This window comes from Rhizobium leguminosarum (assembly GCF_001679785.1).
Classification (GTDB): domain Bacteria; phylum Pseudomonadota; class Alphaproteobacteria; order Rhizobiales; family Rhizobiaceae; genus Rhizobium; species Rhizobium leguminosarum_R.
Genome location: NZ_CP016286.1, coordinates 4,156,958 through 4,177,189 on the forward strand (window position 1 = coordinate 4,156,958; position 20,232 = coordinate 4,177,189).

The window sequence follows — 20,232 nt, forward strand, 5'->3', positions numbered from 1 at the left end:
TTCCTGTTAATTTTTATGCATTTCGATGGCGCCGGAACTGCGTCATGCGGACAGGAGGATCTGCTGGGATGCAGGGGGACCGGATGAGCGCGGTCCTTTTCTAGAGCCTGCTTTCATCGTCACTTTACGAAAGGAGCATGCCATGTTGACTCCCGTTCGTGCAGCGTCCAATGCAAGCTTTTCGTCCCAGGGTCAGACAGCGGCGATCGTCGCCAGTGGTCTCGGCCACTCGGTGATTGCCCCCGCGCCTGTCAACGCCGTCGAAGCCGCAGACCTCAATTCCGCCATTGCCGGCAAGCTCAATATTCTGCTCCTTGCGGCGCGCGAGCGCATGGTCGAAGCCCTTTTCGATGTCATCGATGCGGCAGGCCGCTCGATTTCGCTCGATCGTGGAGATGATGAGAGCAATCTTGCCTTCGCCTCCCGGCTTGCCGATGCGATCCGGCGGCTGCCGGCCGCGAGAATCGACGAGGTCGAGCGCCAGCTGACCGCGCAAGGCCACGGTCTGCCGCTGCGGACCATTGCCGAAGCTCTGAAAAACCCGACAGGCCCGGAAGCAGCCCGCATCGTCGCCTATCTGGAGATTGTCCGCTATAAGGATCGCGATCTCGCCGCCCGCGCGGTCGTCCGCTCCTATGGCCAGAACGATGCATCGCCGATGCGCGCCGAAGCTCGCCCCGAGATCCGGCTGCCCGAGATAAGACTGCATGAGGACAGGCTGCCTGTCGCCATGCGTCAGCCGGCAGACGCGGCGCCCGCGTCAGCCGATTCGCTGATCGAGGCAGCAGCTCCGGCGACCACCGAGGAAGCGGTCATCGCCGAAGCCGTGGAAGCTGCCGATCCGGAAGCGCCGAAGGCTGAAAACCAGGCTCAATCCTCCCCAGCGACCACAAGGGAGGTCGCCCCGGAAAAATCTGCGTCGCAGGAGATTGAAACCCGGCAACCCTCGTCGACGGAAGCCGCAGCAGCCGATGATACGCAGGCAACGCCGGAGCCGCCTGCCATCGAAACCGGTGCGATGTCGGAAAAGGTGGATCCTGTCATTCCCAGGAACTGGGCAGGAATTGTCGCCTCCATGACCGAAGAAGTCTCCGAGATGATCGCCACCATCATCCGCGAGCAGGACATCGAAACCGTGCTGGAGGATGTTCCCGTCGAGGCGGCAGTGGAGATCGATGCGATCCTCGACGACGCCGTCATCAGCGATGCGACCGAAACCTTGACCAGGCAGCCAGCCGAATTCACACCACCCGATCCTCGCCAGTCCGCAGCGCTCCGCCCACCGCAGATGGATATCGAGACCGTGGCGGCAGCAGCCCGTCAGCCGAAAGAAATTTCCGCGCAACCGCAGATGATGCCGGTTCCCGAGACGGCCGAGGCTTCCTATGTGCCGCTTGCGGCAAAGATGCCGGAAGGGCTGGCCTACACCCAGCTGCCCTACCAGTTCGCCAAGGATACGCCGTCGAACGAGAAGGCAGGCGAAACGCACCACCAGCATCAGCATCACCGCGACGACGCTCAGCAGGACGAGCAGCAGGCGCAGTCCGGGGGCGAGGATGCCGAGCCCGATGCCGAAGAAACCGGCGCGGCGCCCGAGCGCAGGACGCCGAGGATGATCGATACAGAACCGTCGGCTTATCAGGCAGGCGCGGCCGCCGACCCGGTCTATGCGCTCTATCAGCGCATGGTCGGCTGGGAATAATACTTTTCCATCGCCTGAAAATGAAGAACCCGCCGGATCGCTCCGGCGGGTTCTTCAATTCAAAGGCGGTGAGGCTTATTCGCCGCCGCGGTTCTTCAGGGCTGCGCCCAGGATGTCGCCGAGCGAAGCGCCGCTGTCGGACGAACCGAACTGGGCAACGGCTTCCTTCTCTTCCGCAATCTCCAGAGCCTTGATGGACAGCATGATCTTGCGGTCCTTCTTGGAGAAGTTGGTGACGCGGGCGTCGAACACCTGGCCGACCGAGAAGCGCTCGGGGCGCTGCTCGTCGCGGTCGCGGGCGAGGTCGGCACGGCGGATGAAGGAAGTGATGTCCTCGTGGTTGACGAGCTTCACTTCGACGCCGCCGTCGTTGACCGCGATGACTTCGCAGGAAACGACGGCATTCTTGCGCAGGTCGCCAGAAGCAGCGGCATCGCCGACTGCATCCTTGCCGAGCTGCTTGATGCCGAGCGAGATGCGTTCCTTCTCGACATCGACGTCGAGAACGACGGCCTTGACGACGTCACCCTTGTTGAACTCCTCGATGACCTGTTCGCCCGGACGGTTCCAGTCGAGGTCGGAGAGGTGCACCATGCCGTCGACATCGCCGTCGAGGCCGATGAACAGGCCGAATTCGGTCTTGTTCTTGACTTCGCCTTCGACTTCAGTGCCGGCCGGATGGCTGCGGGCGAATGCTGCCCACGGATTTTCCAGCGTCTGCTTGAGGCCGAGCGAGATACGGCGCTTGGACGGATCGACTTCGAGAACGACGACTTCGACTTCCTGGCTCGTGGACAGGATCTTGCCGGGGTGAACGTTCTTCTTGGTCCAGGACATTTCCGAGATGTGGATCAGGCCTTCGATGCCCGGCTCCAGCTCGACGAACGCACCGTAGTCGGTGATATTCGTAACGGTACCGGAAATCTTCTTGCCTTCCGGATACTTGGCCTGGATGCCATCCCACGGATCGCTCTCGAGCTGCTTCATGCCGAGCGAGATACGGTGGGTTTCCTGGTTGATGCGGATGATCTGAACCTTGACCTGCTGACCGATGTTCAGGATTTCCGACGGATGGTTCACACGGCGCCATGCCATGTCGGTGACGTGCAGCAGGCCGTCGATGCCGCCGAGGTCGACGAACGCACCGTAATCGGTGATGTTCTTGACGACGCCGTCGACAACCTGGCCTTCTTCGAGGTTCTGAACGATTTCAGAACGCTGCTCGGCACGGGATTCTTCCAGAACCGTACGGCGCGAAACCACGATGTTGCCGCGGCGCTTGTCCATCTTGAGGATTTCGAAGGGCTGCGGGTTGTGCATCAGCGGGGTCACGTCGCGGATCGGACGAATGTCGACCTGAGAACGCGGCAGGAAGGCGATTGCACCGTCGAGGTCGACCGTGAAGCCGCCCTTGACCTGGTTGAAGATCACGCCTTCGACACGTTCTCCAGCTTCGAACTTGGCTTCGAGCTTGACCCAGCTTTCTTCGCGGCGAGCCTTCTCGCGCGACAGAACGGCTTCGCCAAGCGCGTTTTCGATGCGCTCGACATAAACTTCGACTTCGTCGCCGACCTTCAACAGGCCGTCCTTGGCGCGCGCGCCGAATTCCTTGAGCGCGATGCGGCCTTCAACCTTCAGGCCGACGTCGACAACGGCGACGTCCTTCTCGATGCCCGTGACGATGCCCTTGGTGACATAGCCTTCGGCCAGGTCGTTCTTGGCAAAGGACTCTTCGAGAAGAGCCGCGAAATCCTCGCGGGAGGGGGTAGCTACTGACATAAAATCTCCTGCGTGTCCTGAAACGGAAGCGGACACGTATGCGCCGGTTGGTTTGCGTTGAATGAGCCTGAACCCAGTCCGCCTTCTCTTACGAAGGCAATCCGGCGCTTGGACGGAATTTCAGGCTTGCTATATTAGAAGCGATCCATGCTCAGAGCACGTAAAATCGCTTGAATTTAGGCATTTCGGCTCAAGACCGCATCGATGATCGATTGAGCAGCTTGAAACGCGGCCTCTATACTCATTTCCGACGTATCAAGCAAGTGCGCATCATCAGCTGGTTTCAAAGGGCTGTCGGCCCGTCCCATGTCGCGTTCGTCGCGCCGCTTGACGTCCTCGAATATCGCATCGAAATCCGCCGTCAGGCCTTTGCCGAGGATCTCGTCATAACGGCGTCTTGCGCGGACTTCCGGCGACGCCGTTACATAGAATTTCACCGCCGCATTCGGGCAGACGACCGTGCCGATATCGCGCCCATCGAGCACGGTTCCCGGCGCTTTCGTCGAAAACCGTCGCTGCGCCTCGACCAGCGCCCGGCGCACCGCCGGCATGACGGCAATCTTCGAGGCAGCTTCGCCGATCTCATGCTTGGAAAGTATATCGCGATCCAATCCAGCGAGTTCAACCTCTCTCGCGATCTTTTCTGCCACCGCCTCGTCGTCGAGCGGCAGGCCGGCATCGAGCAGCGCCTTGGCTGTGGCGCGATAGGTCAGGCCGGTATCAAGATGGTGATATCCGTAGCGCTCTGCGATGAGGCGCGAAAGCGTCCCCTTGCCCGCTGCGGCCGGGCCATCGATGGCGATGGTGAAGGTCTCGTTCGTCATGCGATCAATCCTGCGACAGCGCGCCGAAACGGCGAATGAGTTCGTCTTCGCGGAATTGCCGCGGCCGGCACATCATTCCGCCACCAGCTCGATCTTCGCTCCAAGGCCGGTCATCAGCTGCATGAATTCCGGAAAGCTGGTCGCGATCATCGCCGCGTCGTCGATCGTCACAGCATGCTCCGAGGCAAGCCCCATGACAAGGAAGCTCATGGCGATGCGATGGTCGAGATGTGTGCTGACCTTGTCGCCGGCAGCGTTGCCGAGGCCCTTGCCGTCTGGCCGGCCGCGCACGACGAGAAAATCTTCGCCTTCGTCGCAGTCGACGCCATTGAGTTTCAGGCCATCGGCGACGGCGGAAAGGCGGTCGGACTCCTTGACGCGCAGTTCCTCCAGCCCCTTCATGATCGTCGCGCCTTCGGCGAAACAGGCGGCGACGGCGAGGATAGGATATTCGTCGATCATCGACGGCGCCCGATCTTCGGGAACGGTGACACCCTTGAGTTCGGAATGGCGCACGCGCAGATCCGCCACGTCCTCGCCGCCGGCAAGACGCGTGTTCAACACCTCGATATCAGCCCCCATCTCCTGCAGCGTCAGGATCAGCCCGGTGCGGATCGGGTTCATCAGGACGTTGACGATGGTGATGTCGGAGCCGGGGACAAGCAGCGCCGCAACCAGCGGGAAGGCGGTGGAGGAGGGATCGCCCGGAATGTCGATCACCTGGCCTTTGAGCTTGCCGCGGCCTTCGAGCCGGATCGTGCGGACGCCGTCCCCGTCCGTCTCGACGGAAAGGGCAGCGCCGAAACCCTGCAGCATCTTTTCGGTATGGTCGCGCGTCATCACCGGCTCGATGACCGTGGTGACACCCGGCGTATTGAGGCCGGCAAGCAGCACGGCCGATTTCACCTGGGCGGATGCCATCGGCACGCGATAACGGATCGGGCTCGGCGTTCCCGGGCCTCTGAGCGTCACCGGCAGCCTGTCGCCTTCGGAGACGCTGACCTGCACGCCCATTTCGCGCAGCGGATTGAGAACGCGGCCCATCGGCCGTTTCGAAAGCGAGGCGTCGCCAATGAAGGTGGAGCGAAAATCGTAAGTGCCGACAAGGCCCATGGTCAGCCGCACGCCGGTGCCGGCATTGCCGAAGTCGAGCGGCGCGTCAGGCGCAAGCAGTGCACCGTTGCCGGTGCCCTCGATCACCCATTGCGCGCCATCCTTGCGAATTCGGGCGCCCATCGCCTGCATCGCCCGGCCGGTATTGATCACGTCCTCGCCTTCGAGCAGGCCGGTGATCCGCGTTTCGCCGGAGGCGAGCCCGCCGAACATGAAGGAACGATGCGAGATCGACTTGTCGCCCGGAATACGGACGCTGCCCGCAAGACCGGCGGATTTGCGGGCGGTGGCGGGCTTTGGCGCAGAGCCGTGCAGCATGCGTAATCCTTTGCAAACGCAGTCTATTTTCGCCGCAAGACAGGCTTGGCCGGTCGCAATTCCCGTCCGCTTCCGCAGCTGTTGCGGCTCGTTAACATAAACGCGCCGGGCGGTCATCCGTCGGCTTGCCAAAAACCCGGCGCCCGGATCGCAAAGTTTGGCTTTGACATGGGAAGCCACAGCGATTAAGGGGACCGGCTTATAAATTCCGATGGAACGCCGGCTTGAACGGCATCTGCCGAATCTCATATTCGGCTATTCACACGAGGCTTATAGTGGCGAAAGCGGAACTTGGAACCAAGCGTACCGATCCGGAAACCGGCAAGAAGTTTTATGATCTGAACCGGGATCCGATCGTCTCTCCTTATACCGGCAAGTCCTACCCTCTGTCCTTCTTCGAAGAAACCTCGGCGATCGCCGAAGTTGCCGAGGAAGAGGAGGTCGCGGAAGTCGATACTGAAAACACCGAAGTCGAACTGGTTTCGCTGGAAGATGCCGATGACGCCGCCAGCGGTGACGACATCCCCGATATCGGCGATGACGATGTCGAAATCGAAGGCGACGACGACGATACCTTCCTCACACCCGACGAAGATGATGATGATGACGACATGAGCGACATCATCGGCGTGACCGGCGACGACGACGAAGTCTGAGACCGCATTTCGGCCCGGCGAGGAAAAAATTCTCCGGGCCAGATTTTTTAGGCTTGCTATCTCCGGAATCCGGAAGTAATAAGCCGCCACTCCGAAGGCGCCAGCCTTGAGGAGCATCCCAGGACCGGCCTTGAGCCGGACCACCTTGATGGGGCTATAGCTCAGCTGGGAGAGCGCTTGCATGGCATGCAAGAGGTCAGCGGTTCGATCCCGCTTAGCTCCACCACGCTTCGCCCTTACGGGCTTCGCGTGGCGCAGCCGCGAGAAACCGTTAGGCCGAAGCAGTGCCCGGCATAGCCTGAAGGGCGAAGACGGGCTGAAACGCTGATGTGGTACGTCTATATTCTCCGCAGCGCCGATTTTCCCGATCAGGAATACACCGGGTCTACAGCAGATCTCAAACAACGATTTGCGGCCCACAATGCCGGAAAATCCGCCCACACTGCCAAATTCGCACCATGGAATTTGCTCTGGTATTGCGCCTTTCCCGACAAGCTCAAAGCCCTTGAATTCGAAACATATCTGAAATCGCATTCCGGCAGGGCTTTTGCCACCAAGAGATTGGTCCGAAACTGGATCCGGGTCGCCTCGCCAATGGGAAGATCGATTCCGATTAAGTGCCGCCTACTGCCGTGCAAACTTTTGCGCAACGCCGACCGACCGGGTCGCGCGTTGATTGACGTAAACGCACCCACCCCCTCCCAATCGCCTTTGCCAATTCCTCAATAGGACGATGTATGTTCGTTGCCGCAATCTCAGCGATTCGGCTTCAGGACCCCAGCCAATGACCAGAGCAAGACGCCGCCGCATCATCCGGACCCGACGAACCCTGACCGGGCTCGCCCTCGTCGGCTCGATCTCGTTTTTGGCCGGCATGACCGATGCGACCGGTCTTCTGCTGACCGGCGATTTCGTCTCCTTCATGACAGGCAACACGACGCGGGCCGCACTGGCCTTGAGCGATGGCAATCTTTATCACGCGGCGGTCCTGATCTCCGCCATCGTCGTTTTCGTGCTTGGCAATGCGGCAGGCATCGTCATCTCCCATGTTTCGCAACGCCGCATTTTCGTGGTGCTTGGCTGCGTCGGGCTGGTTCTGGCGCTCGCCTCGATGATGACGGTGCAGAACATGCTGTTCGTGCGGTTCTACATGATCGTTTTTTCCATGGGCATGGTGAACGCCGCTGTCGAGCACATCGAAGGGCTACCGATCGGGCTGACCTATGTGACCGGCGCCCTGTCGCGTTTCGGCCGCGGTATCGGCCGCTGGATCATCGGCGATCGTCGTGTCGAATGGACGATCCAGATCGTGCCCTGGGGCGGCATGGTGCTCGGCGCGATCGCCGGCGCCGTCCTGACGCGGCTGACAGGTGCGCACGCGCTGTGGCTGGTCTCCCTCTTCGCCATGCTGCTTGCACTTGCCGCCATGCTCATCCCTCGGCCGCTTCAGCGCCGCTTCAATCAGAAGGTCGCACCGAGCGGATCGGCCATCACGCGCGCGAAATAAAACCGTCGCATTCCTATCACCGTCGAATCGGATAGGAAGGGCCGCCGCCAATCCTCAAGGAGCAGGTCTTGTTCGTCATTTCGAAGCTTGTCTGGATTTTCGCTCAGCCGCTGTCGCTGGCATTCTTCCTCGTCTTCCTTGCCCTGCTTGCCGGCCTTCTGCGCTGGCGTATCTTAAGTATCCTCGGCGCGACTGGTTCGGCCCTCATCCTCTTCGTCACGCTCTACACCACGGCCGGCAACCTGCTGATGCAGGGTCTCGAGCAGCGCTTCGTAAAGCCCGCCGCGGATCCCGATAGCCTGCAATGCATGATCGTGCTCGGCGGCGCCTTCGAAAATGAGGTGAACACGGCGCGCCACGGCATAGAATTCAACGGCGGAGCCGACCGCTTCGTCGAAGCCTTGCGGCTCGCGCAGAAATTTCCGCAGTCACGTATCCTGGTATCGGGCGGCGACGGCTCCATTTCGGGCATCTATGAAGGTGATGCGGCGGCATCCGAGCGCTTCTTCCCGCTCTTCGGCATTGCCAGGGATCGCCTGATCGAGGAGAGGCAATCCCGCACGACCTTCGAAAACGCCGTCAACACCAAGGAATTCCTGGCCAGCCAAGGCCTTTCCAATTGCCTGCTGATCACCTCGGGTTTCCACATGCCGCGCTCCGTCGGCATCTTCCGCAAGCTCGGCATCGATATCGAGCCCTGGCCGACCGATTATCGCACCGACGGCCAGGTGAGGCTTGGGTTTGATTTCACCCAACCGAACCTCAATGCGCAGAACATGGCGACGGCGATCCGCGAATGGTACGGCCTGGTCGGCTATTATCTCGCCGGCCGCACGTCGGAGCTTTATCCGCAATAGAGCGCCGCGCGTCCGATAGGACGCGCAAAGGACGCTCTATCACTTTGAATCAGCCTATAATCCCGAAAAACTTTCGGGATTATAGGCTGAGATTTACTTCTTCGAGATGGTGACGAATTTCGTGCCGCGGACGCGTGCCGTCACGGTGCAGGGATCACCTTCGGTGCGGTCGCAGAAGCGCGGATGCATCTTCATCGCCAACACCATGTTGCCGAAGCGCTGGACGAAATCGTAGCCATAGATCTGTGCCGTCGCGATCATGAAATAACCGCCTTCGGCAACTTGCAGGTAGAAATTATAGGTGCAGCCGTCGTCATTGCATTGCGGCCCCTTCTGCCCGTCGCAGGTCAGTTGGCCCTCGTTGACCACCGCATCGATCAGGCCGTCATTGTTGATGTCCTGCCGGATGATGAAGCCGTCGGCAAACTCGGCCGTCTTGCACTGCTCCTGGAAATGTTTCTTCTCGTAGATCTCAGGGTCGGAGATCAGCGATTGCTGACTGAGGGCGACAGCCGGCATGGCAAGCAGCAGGACGATATTCAGAACGGCGAGCACCAGCGTTTTCACGGCTTTCCTCTTTGGATAAAGGCTCCTAATGCATGTCGCCCAAAACTGTGTAGCGGTTTTGGGACAACGACATGCATTAAATCAAAGACTTCAGCTTTATGGCCGCGCCGCCTTGCGCCGCCCTTGCCGCCGTGATTGATTCCCGAGAACAGGATGATTTTAGGCCTAGTTGGCCTAAAATCTGAATCCTGTTCTCAATTCAAGAGTGAGAGCATGATGTCGTCCGAAAACCGCTCACACTTTTCGGCATCATGCTCTGAACTTCCGCCGGTTCCGGGGCTCGCATGTCTCTGCTCGTCTATCTCGATTATGCCGGCATTGCGCTGTTTGCCGCAACAGGCGCGCTCGCCGCCTCGCGCAAGCAACTGGACCTGATCGGTTTTTTGTTTTTCGCCATGGTGACGGGAACCGGCGGCGGCACTGTGCGCGATATCGTGCTCGGCCGCGTGCCGGTCTTCTGGGTGCTGAACCCCGCCTATATTCTCGTCTGCTGCATCGTGGGCGTCATCGTTTTCTTCACCGCCCATCTGCTGGAATCGCGCTATCGCCTGCTGATCTGGCTGGATGCGATCGGCCTTGCCGCCTATTGCGTGATCGGCGCCGCCAAAGGCCTCGCCGCCACTGGTTCGCCGACCATCGCGATCGTCACCGGCACGCTGACGGCGACCTTCGGCGGCATCCTGCGCGATCTGATGGCAAACGAGCCTTCGGTGCTGTTGCGGCCGGAAATCTACGTGACCGCAGCCCTTATCGGCGCCAGTGTGTTCACGCTCGCCAATGCGCTCGGAATGCAGCTCTATCTGGCGTCCGCCTGCGGCGTCGTGGCGGCCTTTGCGGTGCGCGGTGGAGCGCTGTGGTTCGGCTGGACCTTCCCGACCTACAGGCACAGGCCCGGCCGGCATCCCAACGATGTCATGTGAAGCCTAATGCATGTCGCCCAAAAGTGCGCAGCGGTTTTGGGACAACGACATGCATAAAAATAAAGGTCTAAAGGGCGTCGCATGAGCCGACTCGGCGCGACGCACTTTAGAGATGTCGTCAGCTCTGCTTTGCCCGCAGGCGGATCACCACGTCGACATGGGCGATCTCCATGCCTTCGGGCGGTTCCGGCAGATTGGCGATCGTCAGGTTACTGACGGGGATGTCGAGCACCTCGTTATCACCTTCGACGAAGAAATGGTGATGGTCGGAAACATTGGTGTCGAAATAGGTCTTGGCGCTCTCGACGGCGAGAACGCGGATGAGACCGGCTTCCGTGAACTGATGCAGCGTGTTGTAGACGGTTGCCAAGGATACCGGCACGCCGGCGGCAACCGCCTCTTCATGCAGTTCCTCGACGGTCAAATGCCGGTCGCCCTTGGCAAACAGGAGGTCGCCGAGCGCGACGCGCTGGCGGGTGGGGCGCAGGCCTGCACCGCGCAGCCTTACCTCTATTGCGATCGGGAATGCACCCGTCATCAAAACCAACTCCGGTTATTCTGGCATAAAGCAATCATGTTTCTTTAAGCGGTATAACTTTTGCATCGGAGCCTTTCAATAGTTCAATGAGGACGGGAGCCGGATAAACGCGGCAAAAACGGGCTTTTGACGCAATTAGGTCTGGTCCCAGCCCTAGCCTTCCTGTATGCGACCACCAAATAATGGCGCAAGCCTGGTCCGGGGCGATGAATGAAGCTGCCTTGCTTGTGCTTCATTTTCTGAAGAACTTGGACTACACGTTCACATCCATCGGCTTGACGCGGGGGGAAAAGAAACTTTATGACGACCAGACAGTCCAGCTTCTCGTATGAAGAACTCATCGCTTGCGCACATGGCGAGCTGTTCGGCCCCGGCAATGCGCAGCTGCCCCTGCCGCCCATGCTGATGGTTCACCGCATCACGGATATTTCCGAAACGGGCGGCACCTTCGATAAGGGCTACCTCAGGGCGGAATACGACGTACGCCCGGACGACTGGTATTTTCCCTGCCATTTCGAAGGCAATCCGATCATGCCGGGCTGCCTCGGTCTCGACGGCATGTGGCAGCTGACCGGTTTCTTTCTGGGTTGGCTCGGCGAAGAAGGCCGCGGCATGGCGCTTTCGACCGGCGAAGTAAAATTCAAGGGTATGGTCCGGCCACAGACGAAGCTGATCGAATATGGCATCGACTTCAAGCGTGTCATGCGCGGCCGTCTGGTCCTCGGCACCGCCGACGGCTGGCTAAAGGCGGACGGCGAGACCATATATCAGGCGGCCGATCTTCGCGTCGGTCTATCGAAAGACAAGACGGCCTGAAACCGCATTTCGAGCGGCTGACGAAAACAACAAAGGTTTGATCAGATGAGACGGGTAGTTGTCACAGGTCTGGGTGTCGTGTCCTCGATCGGAAACGACGCGGCCGAAGTCACCGAATCCTTGCGGCAGGCAAAGTCGGGTATCTCCTTTTCGAGCGATTTCGCCGAACATGGGTTCAAGTGCCAGGTCTGGGGCAGTCCGAAGCTCGGTTCGGCGGAACTTGCCGAACTGGTCGACCGCCGCGCCATGCGTTTCCTGTCGCAGGGCGGTGCCTGGAACCATGTCGCCATGAAACAGGCACTTGCCGATTCCGGCCTGGAAGAGAAAGAATACGCTCAGAACGAGCGTACCGGCATCATCATGGGCTCCGGCGGTCCGTCCACCCGCACCCTGATCGAAGCTGCCGAGATCACCATAAAAAATAACAGCCCGAAGCGCATCGGCCCCTTCGCCGTGCCGAAGGCGATGTCCTCGACCGCATCGGCCACGCTCGCTACCTGGTTCAAGATCCACGGCGTCAACTATTCGATCTCGTCGGCTTGCTCGACCTCGGCGCATTGCATCGGCAACGCCGCCGAAATGATCCAGTGGGGCAAGCAGGACGTGATGTTCGCCGGCGGCCACGAGGATCTCGACTGGACGATGTCCAACCTCTTCGACGCCATGGGCGCCATGTCCTCCAAGTACAACGACACGCCGGACAGCGCCTCGCGCGCCTATGACGTCAACCGCGATGGTTTCGTTATTGCCGGCGGCGCCGGCGTGCTGGTGCTCGAGGAGCTGGAACGCGCCAAGGCCCGCGGTGCCAAGATCTATGCCGAAATCGTCGGTTACGGCGCAACCTCTGATGGATACGACATGGTCGCCCCGTCGGGCGAAGGCGCTATCCGCTGCATGCGCCAGGCGCTCGCCACCGTCAAAGGCGATGTCGACTACGTCAATACCCACGGCACGTCGACGCCGGTCGGCGACAGCAAGGAAATCGGCGCCATCCGCGAAGTGTTCGGCTCGAAGATCCCGCATATCCAGTCGACCAAGTCGCTGACCGGCCATTCGCTGGGCGCTGCCGGCGTGCAGGAATCGATCTATTCCCTGCTGATGATGCAGCAAGGCTTCATCGGCGAAAGCGCTCATATCACCGAGCTCGATCCCGAATTCGAAGGTGTCCCGATTGTGCGCAAGCGCATCGACGACGCCAAGATCGACATTGCCCTCTCCAATTCCTTCGGCTTCGGCGGCACCAACGCCACGCTCGTCTTCCAGCGCTATAACGGATAATAATAATATGACGGGAATCATGCAGGGTAAGCGCGGGCTCGTCATGGGCGTCGCCAACAACCACTCGATCGCCTGGGGAATTTCAAAAGCTCTCGCCGCACAGGGTGCGGAACTCGCCTTCACCTATCAGGGCGATGCGCTCGGCAAGCGCGTCAGGCCGCTTGCTGCCGAGGTCAACTCGGATTTCGTCCTGCCCTGCGACGTCGAGGACATCGCCTCGGTCGATGCCGTGGTCGACGCGATAAGCGAGCGCTGGGGCAAGCTCGATTTCATCGTCCATGCCATCGGCTTTTCCGACAAGAACGAGCTGAAGGGTCTCTACGCCGATACGACGCGTGAGAATTTCAGCCGCACCATGGTCATTTCCTGTTTCTCCTTCACCGAGATCGCCAAGCGCTGCGCTCCGTTGATGGAAGATGGTGGTGCGATGCTGACGCTGACCTATAATGGCTCGACGCGCGTCATCCCGAACTACAACGTCATGGGGGTTGCCAAGGCGGCGCTCGAGGCTTCAGTGCGTTATCTCGCCGCCGACTACGGCCCGCGTGGCATCCGCGTCAATGCCATTTCCGCCGGCCCGATCCGCACGCTTGCCGGCGCTGGCATCTCCGATGCGCGCGCGATCCTCTCCTGGAACCAGCGCAATGCGCCGCTGCGCAAGACCGTGACCATCGATCAGGTCGGCAGCTCGGCTCTCTACCTGCTTTCCGACCTTTCCTCCGGCGTCACCGGCGAAATCCATTTCGTCGACGCCGGCTTCAACGTCACCTCCATGCCGACGCTGGAAACGCTGCGCAAAGCGGACGTCGAGTAAACATTATTCGATGGAAACTCAAAGGCCGTGCGCAGATGATGCGCACGGCCTTTTTCTATCGGTAAGAATGATCGTATCGAGGCCGCTTGAGCCTATTTCTTCGCCCAGAGAACCTTGAACCGGGCGTTGCGGCAGGTTTCGCCGCTTTCCCTGAAATTAGCCGCCAGAACCGGCTCGTAAGGCAGGCCGCGATTGGCGACGAGCATCAGGCGGCCGCCGCCGCGAAGGGCGGATGCGGCCGTCTTGATCATTGCCTGGCCGAGCGCCGGATCGGCCGCGTGCCCCTCATGGAAGGGCGGGTTCATGATGACGAGATCGTATTTATCCTTGACCGGCTCACCCGCCAGATCGTGCCAGAAGAAGCGCGCAGGCGCGTTCGGGCAGTTCTGAGCCAGATTACCCCTGGCAGCCTCCAAAGCCGCGTGATCGGCCTCGTAGAGGTCGAGGCGCGTCAATCCACGCGACTTCCGCGCCTGCTCGACGGAGAGATAGCCCCATCCGGCGCCGAAATCCGCAACGTCGCCGGTGAAATCCTCAGGCAGGCGCGAGGCGAGCAGCTCCGATCCGGCATCGATGCGGTCATGCGAGAACATGCCGGCGGTCGCTTGGAAACGACCGTCGACGCGCACCGGCGCCTTTGCCAGCTTGGAGATAATCTCGTCTGCATCCGCCGGCCGGCCGAACCAGAAGGCGACGCCGTGATATTTCGGCATATGGTCGACGGCGAGATTGAAACCTTCCATCCGCTTGCGCAGCGGCTGGATGCCGTCTTCCTTGGCGCCGGCAACGACGATCAGGCCGCCGAGCCGCGTACGGGCGATCGCAGCGGCGAGATTGGCCTCGTTCTCGCCCTTGTGCTTGGTGCAGAGCACCAGAGCCGCATCGTAGTCCTCGCCGTCGATCTCCGGCTTCGCTTCGATCCGCTGGGCCAGCAGCTGCCGATAGAGCGGCCGGAAGCCCTGGACGGCGCTGAGCGAGGCGGCAAAGCCCTCCGGCAGCGCAAAGCCTGCCTCGGCGCCGAGGAAGAGCACGCGCTCGCCTTCGCCGGGCGCCGCGACTGTGCCGCTGGCAAAGGGATGGAACAGGGTCTTCAGCGTCTCGCTGCTCATGGTCTCGTCTCGTCTTCTCATACAAAAAAGGGCGCGGAAGCATTCCCGCGCCCGGTATTAAATCTGGAAGGCGGCTTATTCGGCCGCTTCTTCCTTCTTCTTCTCGTTCGGGATTTCCTGGCCGGTGGCCTGGTCGACGACCTTCATCGACAGGCGAACCTTACCGCGTTCGTCGAAGCCGAGCAGCTTGACCCAGACCTTGTCGCCTTCCTTGACGACGTCCTGCGTCTTGGCAACACGCTCGGAAGCGAGCTGCGAGATGTGGACGAGGCCGTCACGGGCGCCGAAGAAGTTGACGAAGGCGCCGAAGTCGGCAGTCTTGACGACCGTGCCTTCGTAGACCTGGCCGATCTCAGGTTCGGCAACGATCGAGTGGATCCACTTGCGGGCCGCTTCGATTTCCTTGCCCGAAGACGAGGCGATCTTGACGGTGCCGTCATCCTCGATGTTGATCTTCGCGCCGGTCTTTTCGACGATTTCGCGAATGACCTTGCCGCCGGAGCCGATGACTTCACGGATCTTGTCGACCGGGATGTTCATGACTTCGATGCGCGGAGCGAATTCGCCGAGCTGGCCGCGGCTTTCGGTGATCGCCTTGGACATTTCGCCGAGGATGTGGACACGACCACCTTGGGCTTGGCCAAGGGCGACCTTCATGATCTCTTCGGTGATACCGGTGATCTTGATGTCCATCTGCAGCGAGGTGATGCCGTCGGCGGTACCGGCGACCTTGAAGTCCATATCGCCGAGGTGGTCTTCGTCACCGAGAATGTCGGACAGGACAGCGAAGCGATCGCCTTCCAGGATCAGACCCATGGCGATACCGGCAACCGGCTTTGCCAGCGGAACGCCGGCGTCCATCAGAGCGAGCGAGGTACCGCAGACGGTCGCCATCGATGACGAGCCATTCGACTCGGTGATCTCGGAGACGACGCGCAGCGTGTAGGGGAACTGCTCAGGCGTCGGCAGCATCGGACGGATCGCGCGCCATGCGAGCTTGCCGTGGCCGATTTCGCGGCGACCCGGGGAGCCCATGCGGCCGGTCTCGCCAACCGAGTAGGGAGGGAAGTTGTAATGGAGCAGGAAGCGCTCCTTGTACATGCCCGTCAGGCTGTCGACATACTGCTCGTCTTCGCCGGTGCCGAGCGTGGCAACCACGATCGCCTGGGTTTCGCCGCGGGTGAACAGCGCCGAACCGTGGGTGCGCGGCAGAAGGCCGACTTCCGAAACGATCGGACGAACGGTTTCGAGGTTGCGGCCGTCGATGCGGCTCTTGGTGTCGAGGATGTTCCAGCGGACGATCTTCGCCTGCAGATGCTTGAAGATCGCGCCGACTTCTTCGGGCGTGTACCGGGCTTCGCCTTCCTCGGGCAGGAAGTGCGCCTTCACCTTCGCCTTGACGGCGTCGACAGCGGCGTAGCGATCAGCCTTCTGGGTGATCTTGTAGGCTTCGCGAAGTTCACCTTCGGCAAGGCCGAGCATTTCGGTTTCGAGAGCGGAGTAGTCTGCCGGCTGGAAGTCGCGCGGCTCCTTGGCGGCAACTTCGGCGAGCTTGATGATCGCATCGAGAACCGGCTGCAAGCCCTTGTGGCCGAACATGACGGCACCGAGCATGACGTCTTCGTTGAGTTCCTTGGCTTCGGATTCCACCATCAGCACGGCGTCGTAGGTGCCGGCGACGACAAGGTCGAGGCTCGATTCGTCCATCTCGTCGAGATGCGGGTTGAGAACGTATTCGCCGTTGATGTAGCCGACGCGCGCACCGCCGACGGGGCCCATGAAGGGAACGCCGGACAGCGTCAGCGCAGCCGAGGTGGCAACCATCGACAGCACGTCGGGATCGTTTTCGAGGTCATGCTGGATAACGGTAACGACAACCTGCGTGTCGTTCTTGTAGCCCTCAGGGAAGAGCGGGCGGATCGGGCGGTCGATCAGGCGGGAAACCAGGGTTTCCTTTTCGCTCGGACGGCCTTCGCGCTTGAAATAGCCGCCGGGGATCTTGCCGGCCGCATAGGTCTTTTCCTGGTAGTTGACGGTGAGCGGAAAGAAGTCCTGGCCGGCCTTCGGCGCCTTGGCCGAGACGACGGTGGCGAGAACGACGGTTTCGCCGTAGGTGGCGAGAACGGCGCCGTCGGCCTGACGGGCGATCTTGCCGGTTTCGAGTTTCAGCGGGCGGCCAGCCCACTCGATTTCCACTGTGTGTGTATCAAACATGTCTTTGTCCTTCAATGCGGGAGCACGCGCCATCGCCGATATCAAGGCGCAGCGCACAGTCGACCGCAATCAATGTGACGTATCACGGGCAAGACAACGGGAGGCTTTTCATCCTCGGCTTCCTCGGGGAGTCCCTAAGAAACCGGGCCAAAGCTCATTGACAAGCCTTGGCCGAAAGCATCCGGCAATCCTGCCCCATGACAGGTCAACGGTTGGTTTGGCAGAACCGGCCCATCCGGGTCTGCCGGTCTTTCCACCGCTAAAAGATAGGGCGCGGCTGGAACATTTCATCAGGAACCGTGTCCCGAAACAGATCCGGCGGGCGCTCGGAAAGCGCCCGCCGGACAATCTTAGCGGCGGATACCCAGGCTGGTGATCAGCTTGGAATAGCGGCCTTCATCCTTCTTCTTGAGATAATCAAGAAGCGAGCGGCGGCTCGAAACCATCGTCAACAGGCCACGGCGGGAATGGTTATCCTTCTTGTGGTCCTTGAAGTGTTCGGTCAGGTTGTTGATGCGTTCGGTCAGGATCGCGACCTGGACTTCCGGAGAACCGGTATCGCCTTCAACGGTAGCATATTCCTTGATCAGCGCAGACTTGCGCTCAGCAGTAATCGACATCGGGTGATCCTTTCTAAGAGGAGGAGATAAAGTCGCCAAAAGCCGGGATGTCGTCCAGCTTTGGCCGTGAATGCGAGCAGGCAAACCTGACGCTGGCGCTGCCTATAAACCAAATAAGCCGCGATGGAAAGAGGGGAGCGCCAGCAGCGGTTTTCAGCGGCCCGCCATGGCGTCCCGGATCATCGCATCGTAACCCGTGGGATCCTGCAGCATGGCGAAATGGCTGACATTTTTCAGGATGACGAGCTTGGCGCCCGGAATGTCTTTCGCCATCATTTCCGTATGGTCGAGCTTCACCGCCTCGTCATGGTCGCCGATGGCGAGCGTGACCGGCACCGCGATCTTTCCAAGATCCGCTGCCGTCCAGGCCGGCTGGGTCTTCCACATGTGGGAAATCTGTTTCACGAAGGCGTCGTACTCGTTCGGCGTCGGCGACAGCTTCCTGTAATAGTCGCCGGCGACGTTGATGTAGTCGTTGAAGGTCTTGTTGCTCATCACGTCAGCCTTGAGGCCGTCGGTCGTGACGTTTGCCGCGTGGGCAATGACGCGCATCAGCTTCTCCGGATGTTTCATCGCCATGTCGATGCCGATGATTCCGCCATCCGACCATCCCACAAGTGTCACCTTGTCGATCTTCAGATAGTCGAGAAGCGCGACGTAGTCAGATGTCATCAGATCATAACCGAAGGGCTGCTGGCTGCGCGTCGAGCGCCCATGTCCGCGGCTGTCGGCAACGATGACCCGATGATCCTTGGCAAAATCGGCGACCTGGTGACCCCAGACCTCGGCATTTCCAAGGCCGCCATGAATGAACAGGATCGGGTCGCCTTCGCCGTATTCGGCGTAATACATCTTGATGTCGTTCACCTCGGCCATGCCGCTCGTCTTTGCCACCGGCATCGAAGGAAAGGCCGGAAGCTCGGCCCAGCGCTCGGCGGATCGAGCGCCGGCGACGGCGAGAAACATCGAAAAGAACGTCAGGATTCCGATAGCAGTTCCGCGCATGATCTTTCCCTCTGTCAGGCCCCCATGGCCGACAGGCAAGATATCGCATCGCTACCGCCTGACAATCGCTGTCGTTGTTAGAAAGCCGGATAGGCTCAGGCGAAAACCCGCTTCGGGCGAAACTCACCCTGGCCGATCTCGCCGATCGCGATCAGCTTGCCGCGGGCCGTCGCATAGGCTTCGCTTTCGGCAACCGGCGCATCGCGGCCACGCACCAGGATCGGGTTGCCCATCTTCAGCCGGTGCGCCTGGTCGTCGTTGATGATGAGATGGGGCAGCGAGGATAGCGCTTCGCAGGTGTCGATCAGCAGCGCGTCGAGGGCGGCCAGGCGCTCGTCCATATCCTCGATCGCTTCCAGTGCCACGAGATCCGCGAGCGGCACCATGGCCTCTTCCGCGAAAGGGGCGACAAAGGTGCGCCGCAGCCCGGACACATGGCCGTAGCAGCTGAGTTCGCGGCCGAAATCACGCGCCAGCGCCCTGACATAGGTGCCCTTGCCGCATTCCACTTCGAAATGCGCGCTATCGGCGTCCGGGCAGGCGAGCAAAGTCAGCCGGAAGATATCGACCTCACGCGAGGGGATTTCGACGGTTTCGCCTTCGCGCGCCAGATCATAGGCGCGTTCACCTGCGATCTTGATAGCGGAAAACTGCGGCGGCACCTGGCTGATGGTACCGATATATCCAGGCAGGATATCGCGGATCTGCTGTTCGCTCGGGCGTTTGTCCGAACTCTTGGTCACCGCGCCCTCGAGATCGTCGGTCGCACGCTCCTCGCCCCAGCTCACCGTGAATTCATAGATCTTGCGGCCGTCCATCACGTAGGGGACGGTCTTCGTCGCGTCGCCGAGCGCGATCGGCAGCATGCCGGAGGCGAGCGGATCGAGCGTGCCGGCATGGCCGGCCTTCTCAGCCTTGTAGAGCCACTTGATCTTGGAAACGGCTTCCGTCGAGCCGAAATCCACCGGCTTGTCGAGGATCAGCCAGCCGGAAATCGGCCGGCCTTTGGGTTTGCGTGGTTTGGACATGCGTCTCTTCTGTTTATCGTTCGTCATTATCGCCGTCGAGGTCGCGGCTCACCTCGGGCGAACGCAGCAGCTCGTCGATCTTCTTGTAGTTGTCGAAGCTGGTATCGTCGCGGAAGCGCACCTCCGGCATGTATTTCATCTGCCGAAGCTGCGGCCCGAGCCGGCCGCGGATGAACCTTGCATGACGATTCAACGCCTCGATGACGATACTGTGGTCGGAAACGCCGAGCGGCGTCACATAGGCGGTGGCGATCTTGAGGTCCGGCGACATGCGCACTTCCGAGATCGAGATCACGGTCGCCTCGATGATTTCGTCACGCACTTCGCCGCGTTGCAGCACCTGGGTGAGAGCGGCGCGAACCTGTTCGCCAATGCGCAGCATGCGCTGCGAAGGCGCGGAAGAAGTTACTCTGGTCATTGTTATCTCTATTTGCCGATGCGGCTGGGAATCGAACCCGTCAAAGGAGAGCGTCCATGACTCTTTTGGTCCAAAAGGTCAAGTCGGCAGATGCCCGAAAGCCATCCGCCGGCTGGCGGATGGCTTTCGGAAAAGTTCAGGCGCAGCAG

General features: G+C 60.6%; 19 protein-coding genes, 1 tRNA gene and 1 pseudogene. 10 read left to right on the forward strand and 11 right to left on the reverse strand.

Going from position 1 to position 20,232, the window contains the following annotated elements; translation table 11 throughout:
* The first annotated feature begins 142 nt into the window (after positions 1 to 142).
* Entirely contained in the window at positions 143 to 1,702 is a 1,560-nt protein-coding gene (locus BA011_RS20190; RefSeq protein ID WP_065281750.1) for a hypothetical protein, read from the forward strand.
* A 75-nt stretch (positions 1,703 to 1,777) separates the two neighbouring features.
* Here BA011_RS20190 and rpsA read toward each other — a convergent pair whose 3' ends face one another.
* The 3 genes from rpsA to aroA all read right to left on the reverse strand — a co-directional run bounded on the left by rpsA (position 1,778) and on the right by aroA (position 5,736).
* Entirely contained in the window at positions 1,778 to 3,481 is a 1,704-nt protein-coding gene (rpsA, locus tag BA011_RS20195) for a 30S ribosomal protein S1 (RefSeq protein WP_003544285.1), read from the reverse strand.
* A 176-nt stretch (positions 3,482 to 3,657) separates the two neighbouring features.
* Positions 3,658 to 4,305, reverse strand: coding sequence for a (d)CMP kinase (gene cmk / locus BA011_RS20200; protein WP_065281751.1), 648 nt, complete (start codon positions 4,303 to 4,305; stop codon positions 3,658 to 3,660).
* Positions 4,306 to 4,377: 72 nt separating this feature from the next.
* A complete protein-coding gene (gene aroA, locus BA011_RS20205; protein ID WP_065281752.1) occupies positions 4,378 to 5,736 on the reverse strand; it encodes a 3-phosphoshikimate 1-carboxyvinyltransferase in 1,359 nt (452 codons plus the stop codon).
* A gap of 275 nt (positions 5,737 to 6,011) precedes the next feature.
* Here aroA and BA011_RS20210 point away from each other — a divergent pair, with 275 nt between their 5' ends.
* From BA011_RS20210 to BA011_RS20225, 5 genes and pseudogenes are all read left to right on the forward strand, one after another.
* Complete coding sequence (locus BA011_RS20210; RefSeq protein ID WP_065281753.1) at positions 6,012 to 6,392, forward strand: TIGR02300 family protein; 381 nt, start codon at positions 6,012 to 6,014, stop codon at positions 6,390 to 6,392.
* 150 nt (positions 6,393 to 6,542) lie between these two features.
* Positions 6,543 to 6,618 (forward strand) — tRNA-Ala (locus BA011_RS20215).
* A 101-nt stretch (positions 6,619 to 6,719) separates the two neighbouring features.
* Positions 6,720 to 6,959 (forward strand): annotated as a pseudogene (locus BA011_RS46335) (GIY-YIG nuclease family protein); the annotation flags it as partial.
* A gap of 217 nt (positions 6,960 to 7,176) precedes the next feature.
* Positions 7,177 to 7,899 carry a YoaK family protein gene (locus BA011_RS20220; RefSeq protein ID WP_065281754.1) on the forward strand — a complete coding sequence of 241 codons (723 nt, stop codon included), beginning with the start codon at positions 7,177 to 7,179 and terminating at the stop codon, positions 7,897 to 7,899.
* Positions 7,900 to 7,967: 68 nt separating this feature from the next.
* On the forward strand, positions 7,968 to 8,756 hold the full coding sequence (locus BA011_RS20225) for a YdcF family protein (protein WP_065281755.1): 789 nt from the start codon (positions 7,968 to 7,970) through the stop codon (positions 8,754 to 8,756).
* Between the two features lie 93 nt (positions 8,757 to 8,849).
* Here BA011_RS20225 and BA011_RS20230 read toward each other — a convergent pair whose 3' ends face one another.
* Complete coding sequence (locus tag BA011_RS20230; RefSeq protein WP_028743597.1) at positions 8,850 to 9,323, reverse strand: hypothetical protein; 474 nt, start codon at positions 9,321 to 9,323, stop codon at positions 8,850 to 8,852.
* Positions 9,324 to 9,607: 284 nt separating this feature from the next.
* Between BA011_RS20230 and BA011_RS20235 the strand changes: the two genes are divergently transcribed.
* Positions 9,608 to 10,243 carry a trimeric intracellular cation channel family protein gene (locus tag BA011_RS20235; RefSeq protein WP_065281756.1) on the forward strand — a complete coding sequence of 212 codons (636 nt, stop codon included), beginning with the start codon at positions 9,608 to 9,610 and terminating at the stop codon, positions 10,241 to 10,243.
* A gap of 118 nt (positions 10,244 to 10,361) precedes the next feature.
* On the opposite strand, the gene irrA is transcribed toward BA011_RS20235, so the two are convergent.
* Positions 10,362 to 10,781 carry an iron response transcriptional regulator IrrA gene (gene irrA, locus BA011_RS20240; RefSeq protein ID WP_029873763.1) on the reverse strand — a complete coding sequence of 140 codons (420 nt, stop codon included), beginning with the start codon at positions 10,779 to 10,781 and terminating at the stop codon, positions 10,362 to 10,364.
* A 300-nt stretch (positions 10,782 to 11,081) separates the two neighbouring features.
* On the opposite strand from irrA, the gene fabA reads away from it, so the two are divergent.
* The 3 genes from fabA to fabI are packed head-to-tail and all read left to right on the forward strand — an operon-like array spanning position 11,082 to position 13,689.
* Positions 11,082 to 11,597 carry a 3-hydroxyacyl-[acyl-carrier-protein] dehydratase FabA gene (fabA, locus tag BA011_RS20245; RefSeq protein ID WP_017962726.1) on the forward strand — a complete coding sequence of 172 codons (516 nt, stop codon included), beginning with the start codon at positions 11,082 to 11,084 and terminating at the stop codon, positions 11,595 to 11,597.
* Between the two features lie 45 nt (positions 11,598 to 11,642).
* A complete protein-coding gene (gene fabB, locus BA011_RS20250; protein ID WP_065281757.1) occupies positions 11,643 to 12,875 on the forward strand; it encodes a beta-ketoacyl-ACP synthase I in 1,233 nt (410 codons plus the stop codon).
* A 7-nt stretch (positions 12,876 to 12,882) separates the two neighbouring features.
* Entirely contained in the window at positions 12,883 to 13,689 is an 807-nt protein-coding gene (gene fabI, locus BA011_RS20255; RefSeq protein WP_065281758.1) for an enoyl-ACP reductase FabI, read from the forward strand.
* Positions 13,690 to 13,781: 92 nt separating this feature from the next.
* Here fabI and BA011_RS20260 read toward each other — a convergent pair whose 3' ends face one another.
* From BA011_RS20260 to rbfA, 6 genes are all read right to left on the reverse strand, one after another.
* Entirely contained in the window at positions 13,782 to 14,798 is a 1,017-nt protein-coding gene (locus BA011_RS20260; RefSeq protein ID WP_065281759.1) for a class I SAM-dependent methyltransferase, read from the reverse strand.
* A gap of 75 nt (positions 14,799 to 14,873) precedes the next feature.
* Complete coding sequence (gene pnp / locus BA011_RS20265; protein WP_065282607.1) at positions 14,874 to 17,012, reverse strand: polyribonucleotide nucleotidyltransferase; 2,139 nt, start codon at positions 17,010 to 17,012, stop codon at positions 14,874 to 14,876.
* A gap of 350 nt (positions 17,013 to 17,362) precedes the next feature.
* A complete protein-coding gene (rpsO, locus tag BA011_RS20270) occupies positions 17,363 to 17,632 on the reverse strand; it encodes a 30S ribosomal protein S15 (protein ID WP_003544317.1) in 270 nt (89 codons plus the stop codon).
* 153 nt (positions 17,633 to 17,785) lie between these two features.
* Complete coding sequence (locus BA011_RS20275; RefSeq protein ID WP_065281760.1) at positions 17,786 to 18,637, reverse strand: alpha/beta fold hydrolase; 852 nt, start codon at positions 18,635 to 18,637, stop codon at positions 17,786 to 17,788.
* A 95-nt stretch (positions 18,638 to 18,732) separates the two neighbouring features.
* A complete protein-coding gene (gene truB, locus BA011_RS20280; RefSeq protein WP_065281761.1) occupies positions 18,733 to 19,665 on the reverse strand; it encodes a tRNA pseudouridine(55) synthase TruB in 933 nt (310 codons plus the stop codon).
* A gap of 13 nt (positions 19,666 to 19,678) precedes the next feature.
* Positions 19,679 to 20,083: a 30S ribosome-binding factor RbfA gene (gene rbfA, locus BA011_RS20285; protein WP_065281762.1), complete on the reverse strand. Its 405-nt coding sequence runs from the start codon at positions 20,081 to 20,083 to the stop codon at positions 19,679 to 19,681.
* Positions 20,084 to 20,232: the final 149 nt, after the last annotated feature.

Bases quoted from the DNA above. Each gene is read 5' to 3' on its own strand.
- fabA (WP_017962726.1), top strand. From the start codon at position 11,082: ATGACGACCAGACAGTCCAGCTTCTCGTATGAAGAACTCATCGCTTGC.
- pnp (WP_065282607.1), bottom strand. From the start codon at position 17,012: ATGTTTGATACACACACAGTGGAAATCGAGTGGGCTGGCCGCCCGCTG.
- fabB (WP_065281757.1), top strand. From the start codon at position 11,643: ATGAGACGGGTAGTTGTCACAGGTCTGGGTGTCGTGTCCTCGATCGGA.
- BA011_RS20260 (WP_065281759.1), bottom strand. From the start codon at position 14,798: ATGAGCAGCGAGACGCTGAAGACCCTGTTCCATCCCTTTGCCAGCGGC.
- cmk (WP_065281751.1), bottom strand. From the start codon at position 4,305: ATGACGAACGAGACCTTCACCATCGCCATCGATGGCCCGGCCGCAGCG.
- BA011_RS20220 (WP_065281754.1), top strand. From the start codon at position 7,177: ATGACCAGAGCAAGACGCCGCCGCATCATCCGGACCCGACGAACCCTG.
- rpsA (WP_003544285.1), bottom strand. From the start codon at position 3,481: ATGTCAGTAGCTACCCCCTCCCGCGAGGATTTCGCGGCTCTTCTCGAA.
- fabI (WP_065281758.1), top strand. From the start codon at position 12,883: ATGACGGGAATCATGCAGGGTAAGCGCGGGCTCGTCATGGGCGTCGCC.
- rpsO (WP_003544317.1), bottom strand. From the start codon at position 17,632: ATGTCGATTACTGCTGAGCGCAAGTCTGCGCTGATCAAGGAATATGCT.
- BA011_RS20190 (WP_065281750.1), top strand. From the start codon at position 143: ATGTTGACTCCCGTTCGTGCAGCGTCCAATGCAAGCTTTTCGTCCCAG.
- truB (WP_065281761.1), bottom strand. From the start codon at position 19,665: ATGTCCAAACCACGCAAACCCAAAGGCCGGCCGATTTCCGGCTGGCTG.
- irrA (WP_029873763.1), bottom strand. From the start codon at position 10,781: ATGACGGGTGCATTCCCGATCGCAATAGAGGTAAGGCTGCGCGGTGCA.
- aroA (WP_065281752.1), bottom strand. From the start codon at position 5,736: ATGCTGCACGGCTCTGCGCCAAAGCCCGCCACCGCCCGCAAATCCGCC.
- rbfA (WP_065281762.1), bottom strand. From the start codon at position 20,083: ATGACCAGAGTAACTTCTTCCGCGCCTTCGCAGCGCATGCTGCGCATT.
- BA011_RS20275 (WP_065281760.1), bottom strand. From the start codon at position 18,637: ATGCGCGGAACTGCTATCGGAATCCTGACGTTCTTTTCGATGTTTCTC.
- BA011_RS20235 (WP_065281756.1), top strand. From the start codon at position 9,608: ATGTCTCTGCTCGTCTATCTCGATTATGCCGGCATTGCGCTGTTTGCC.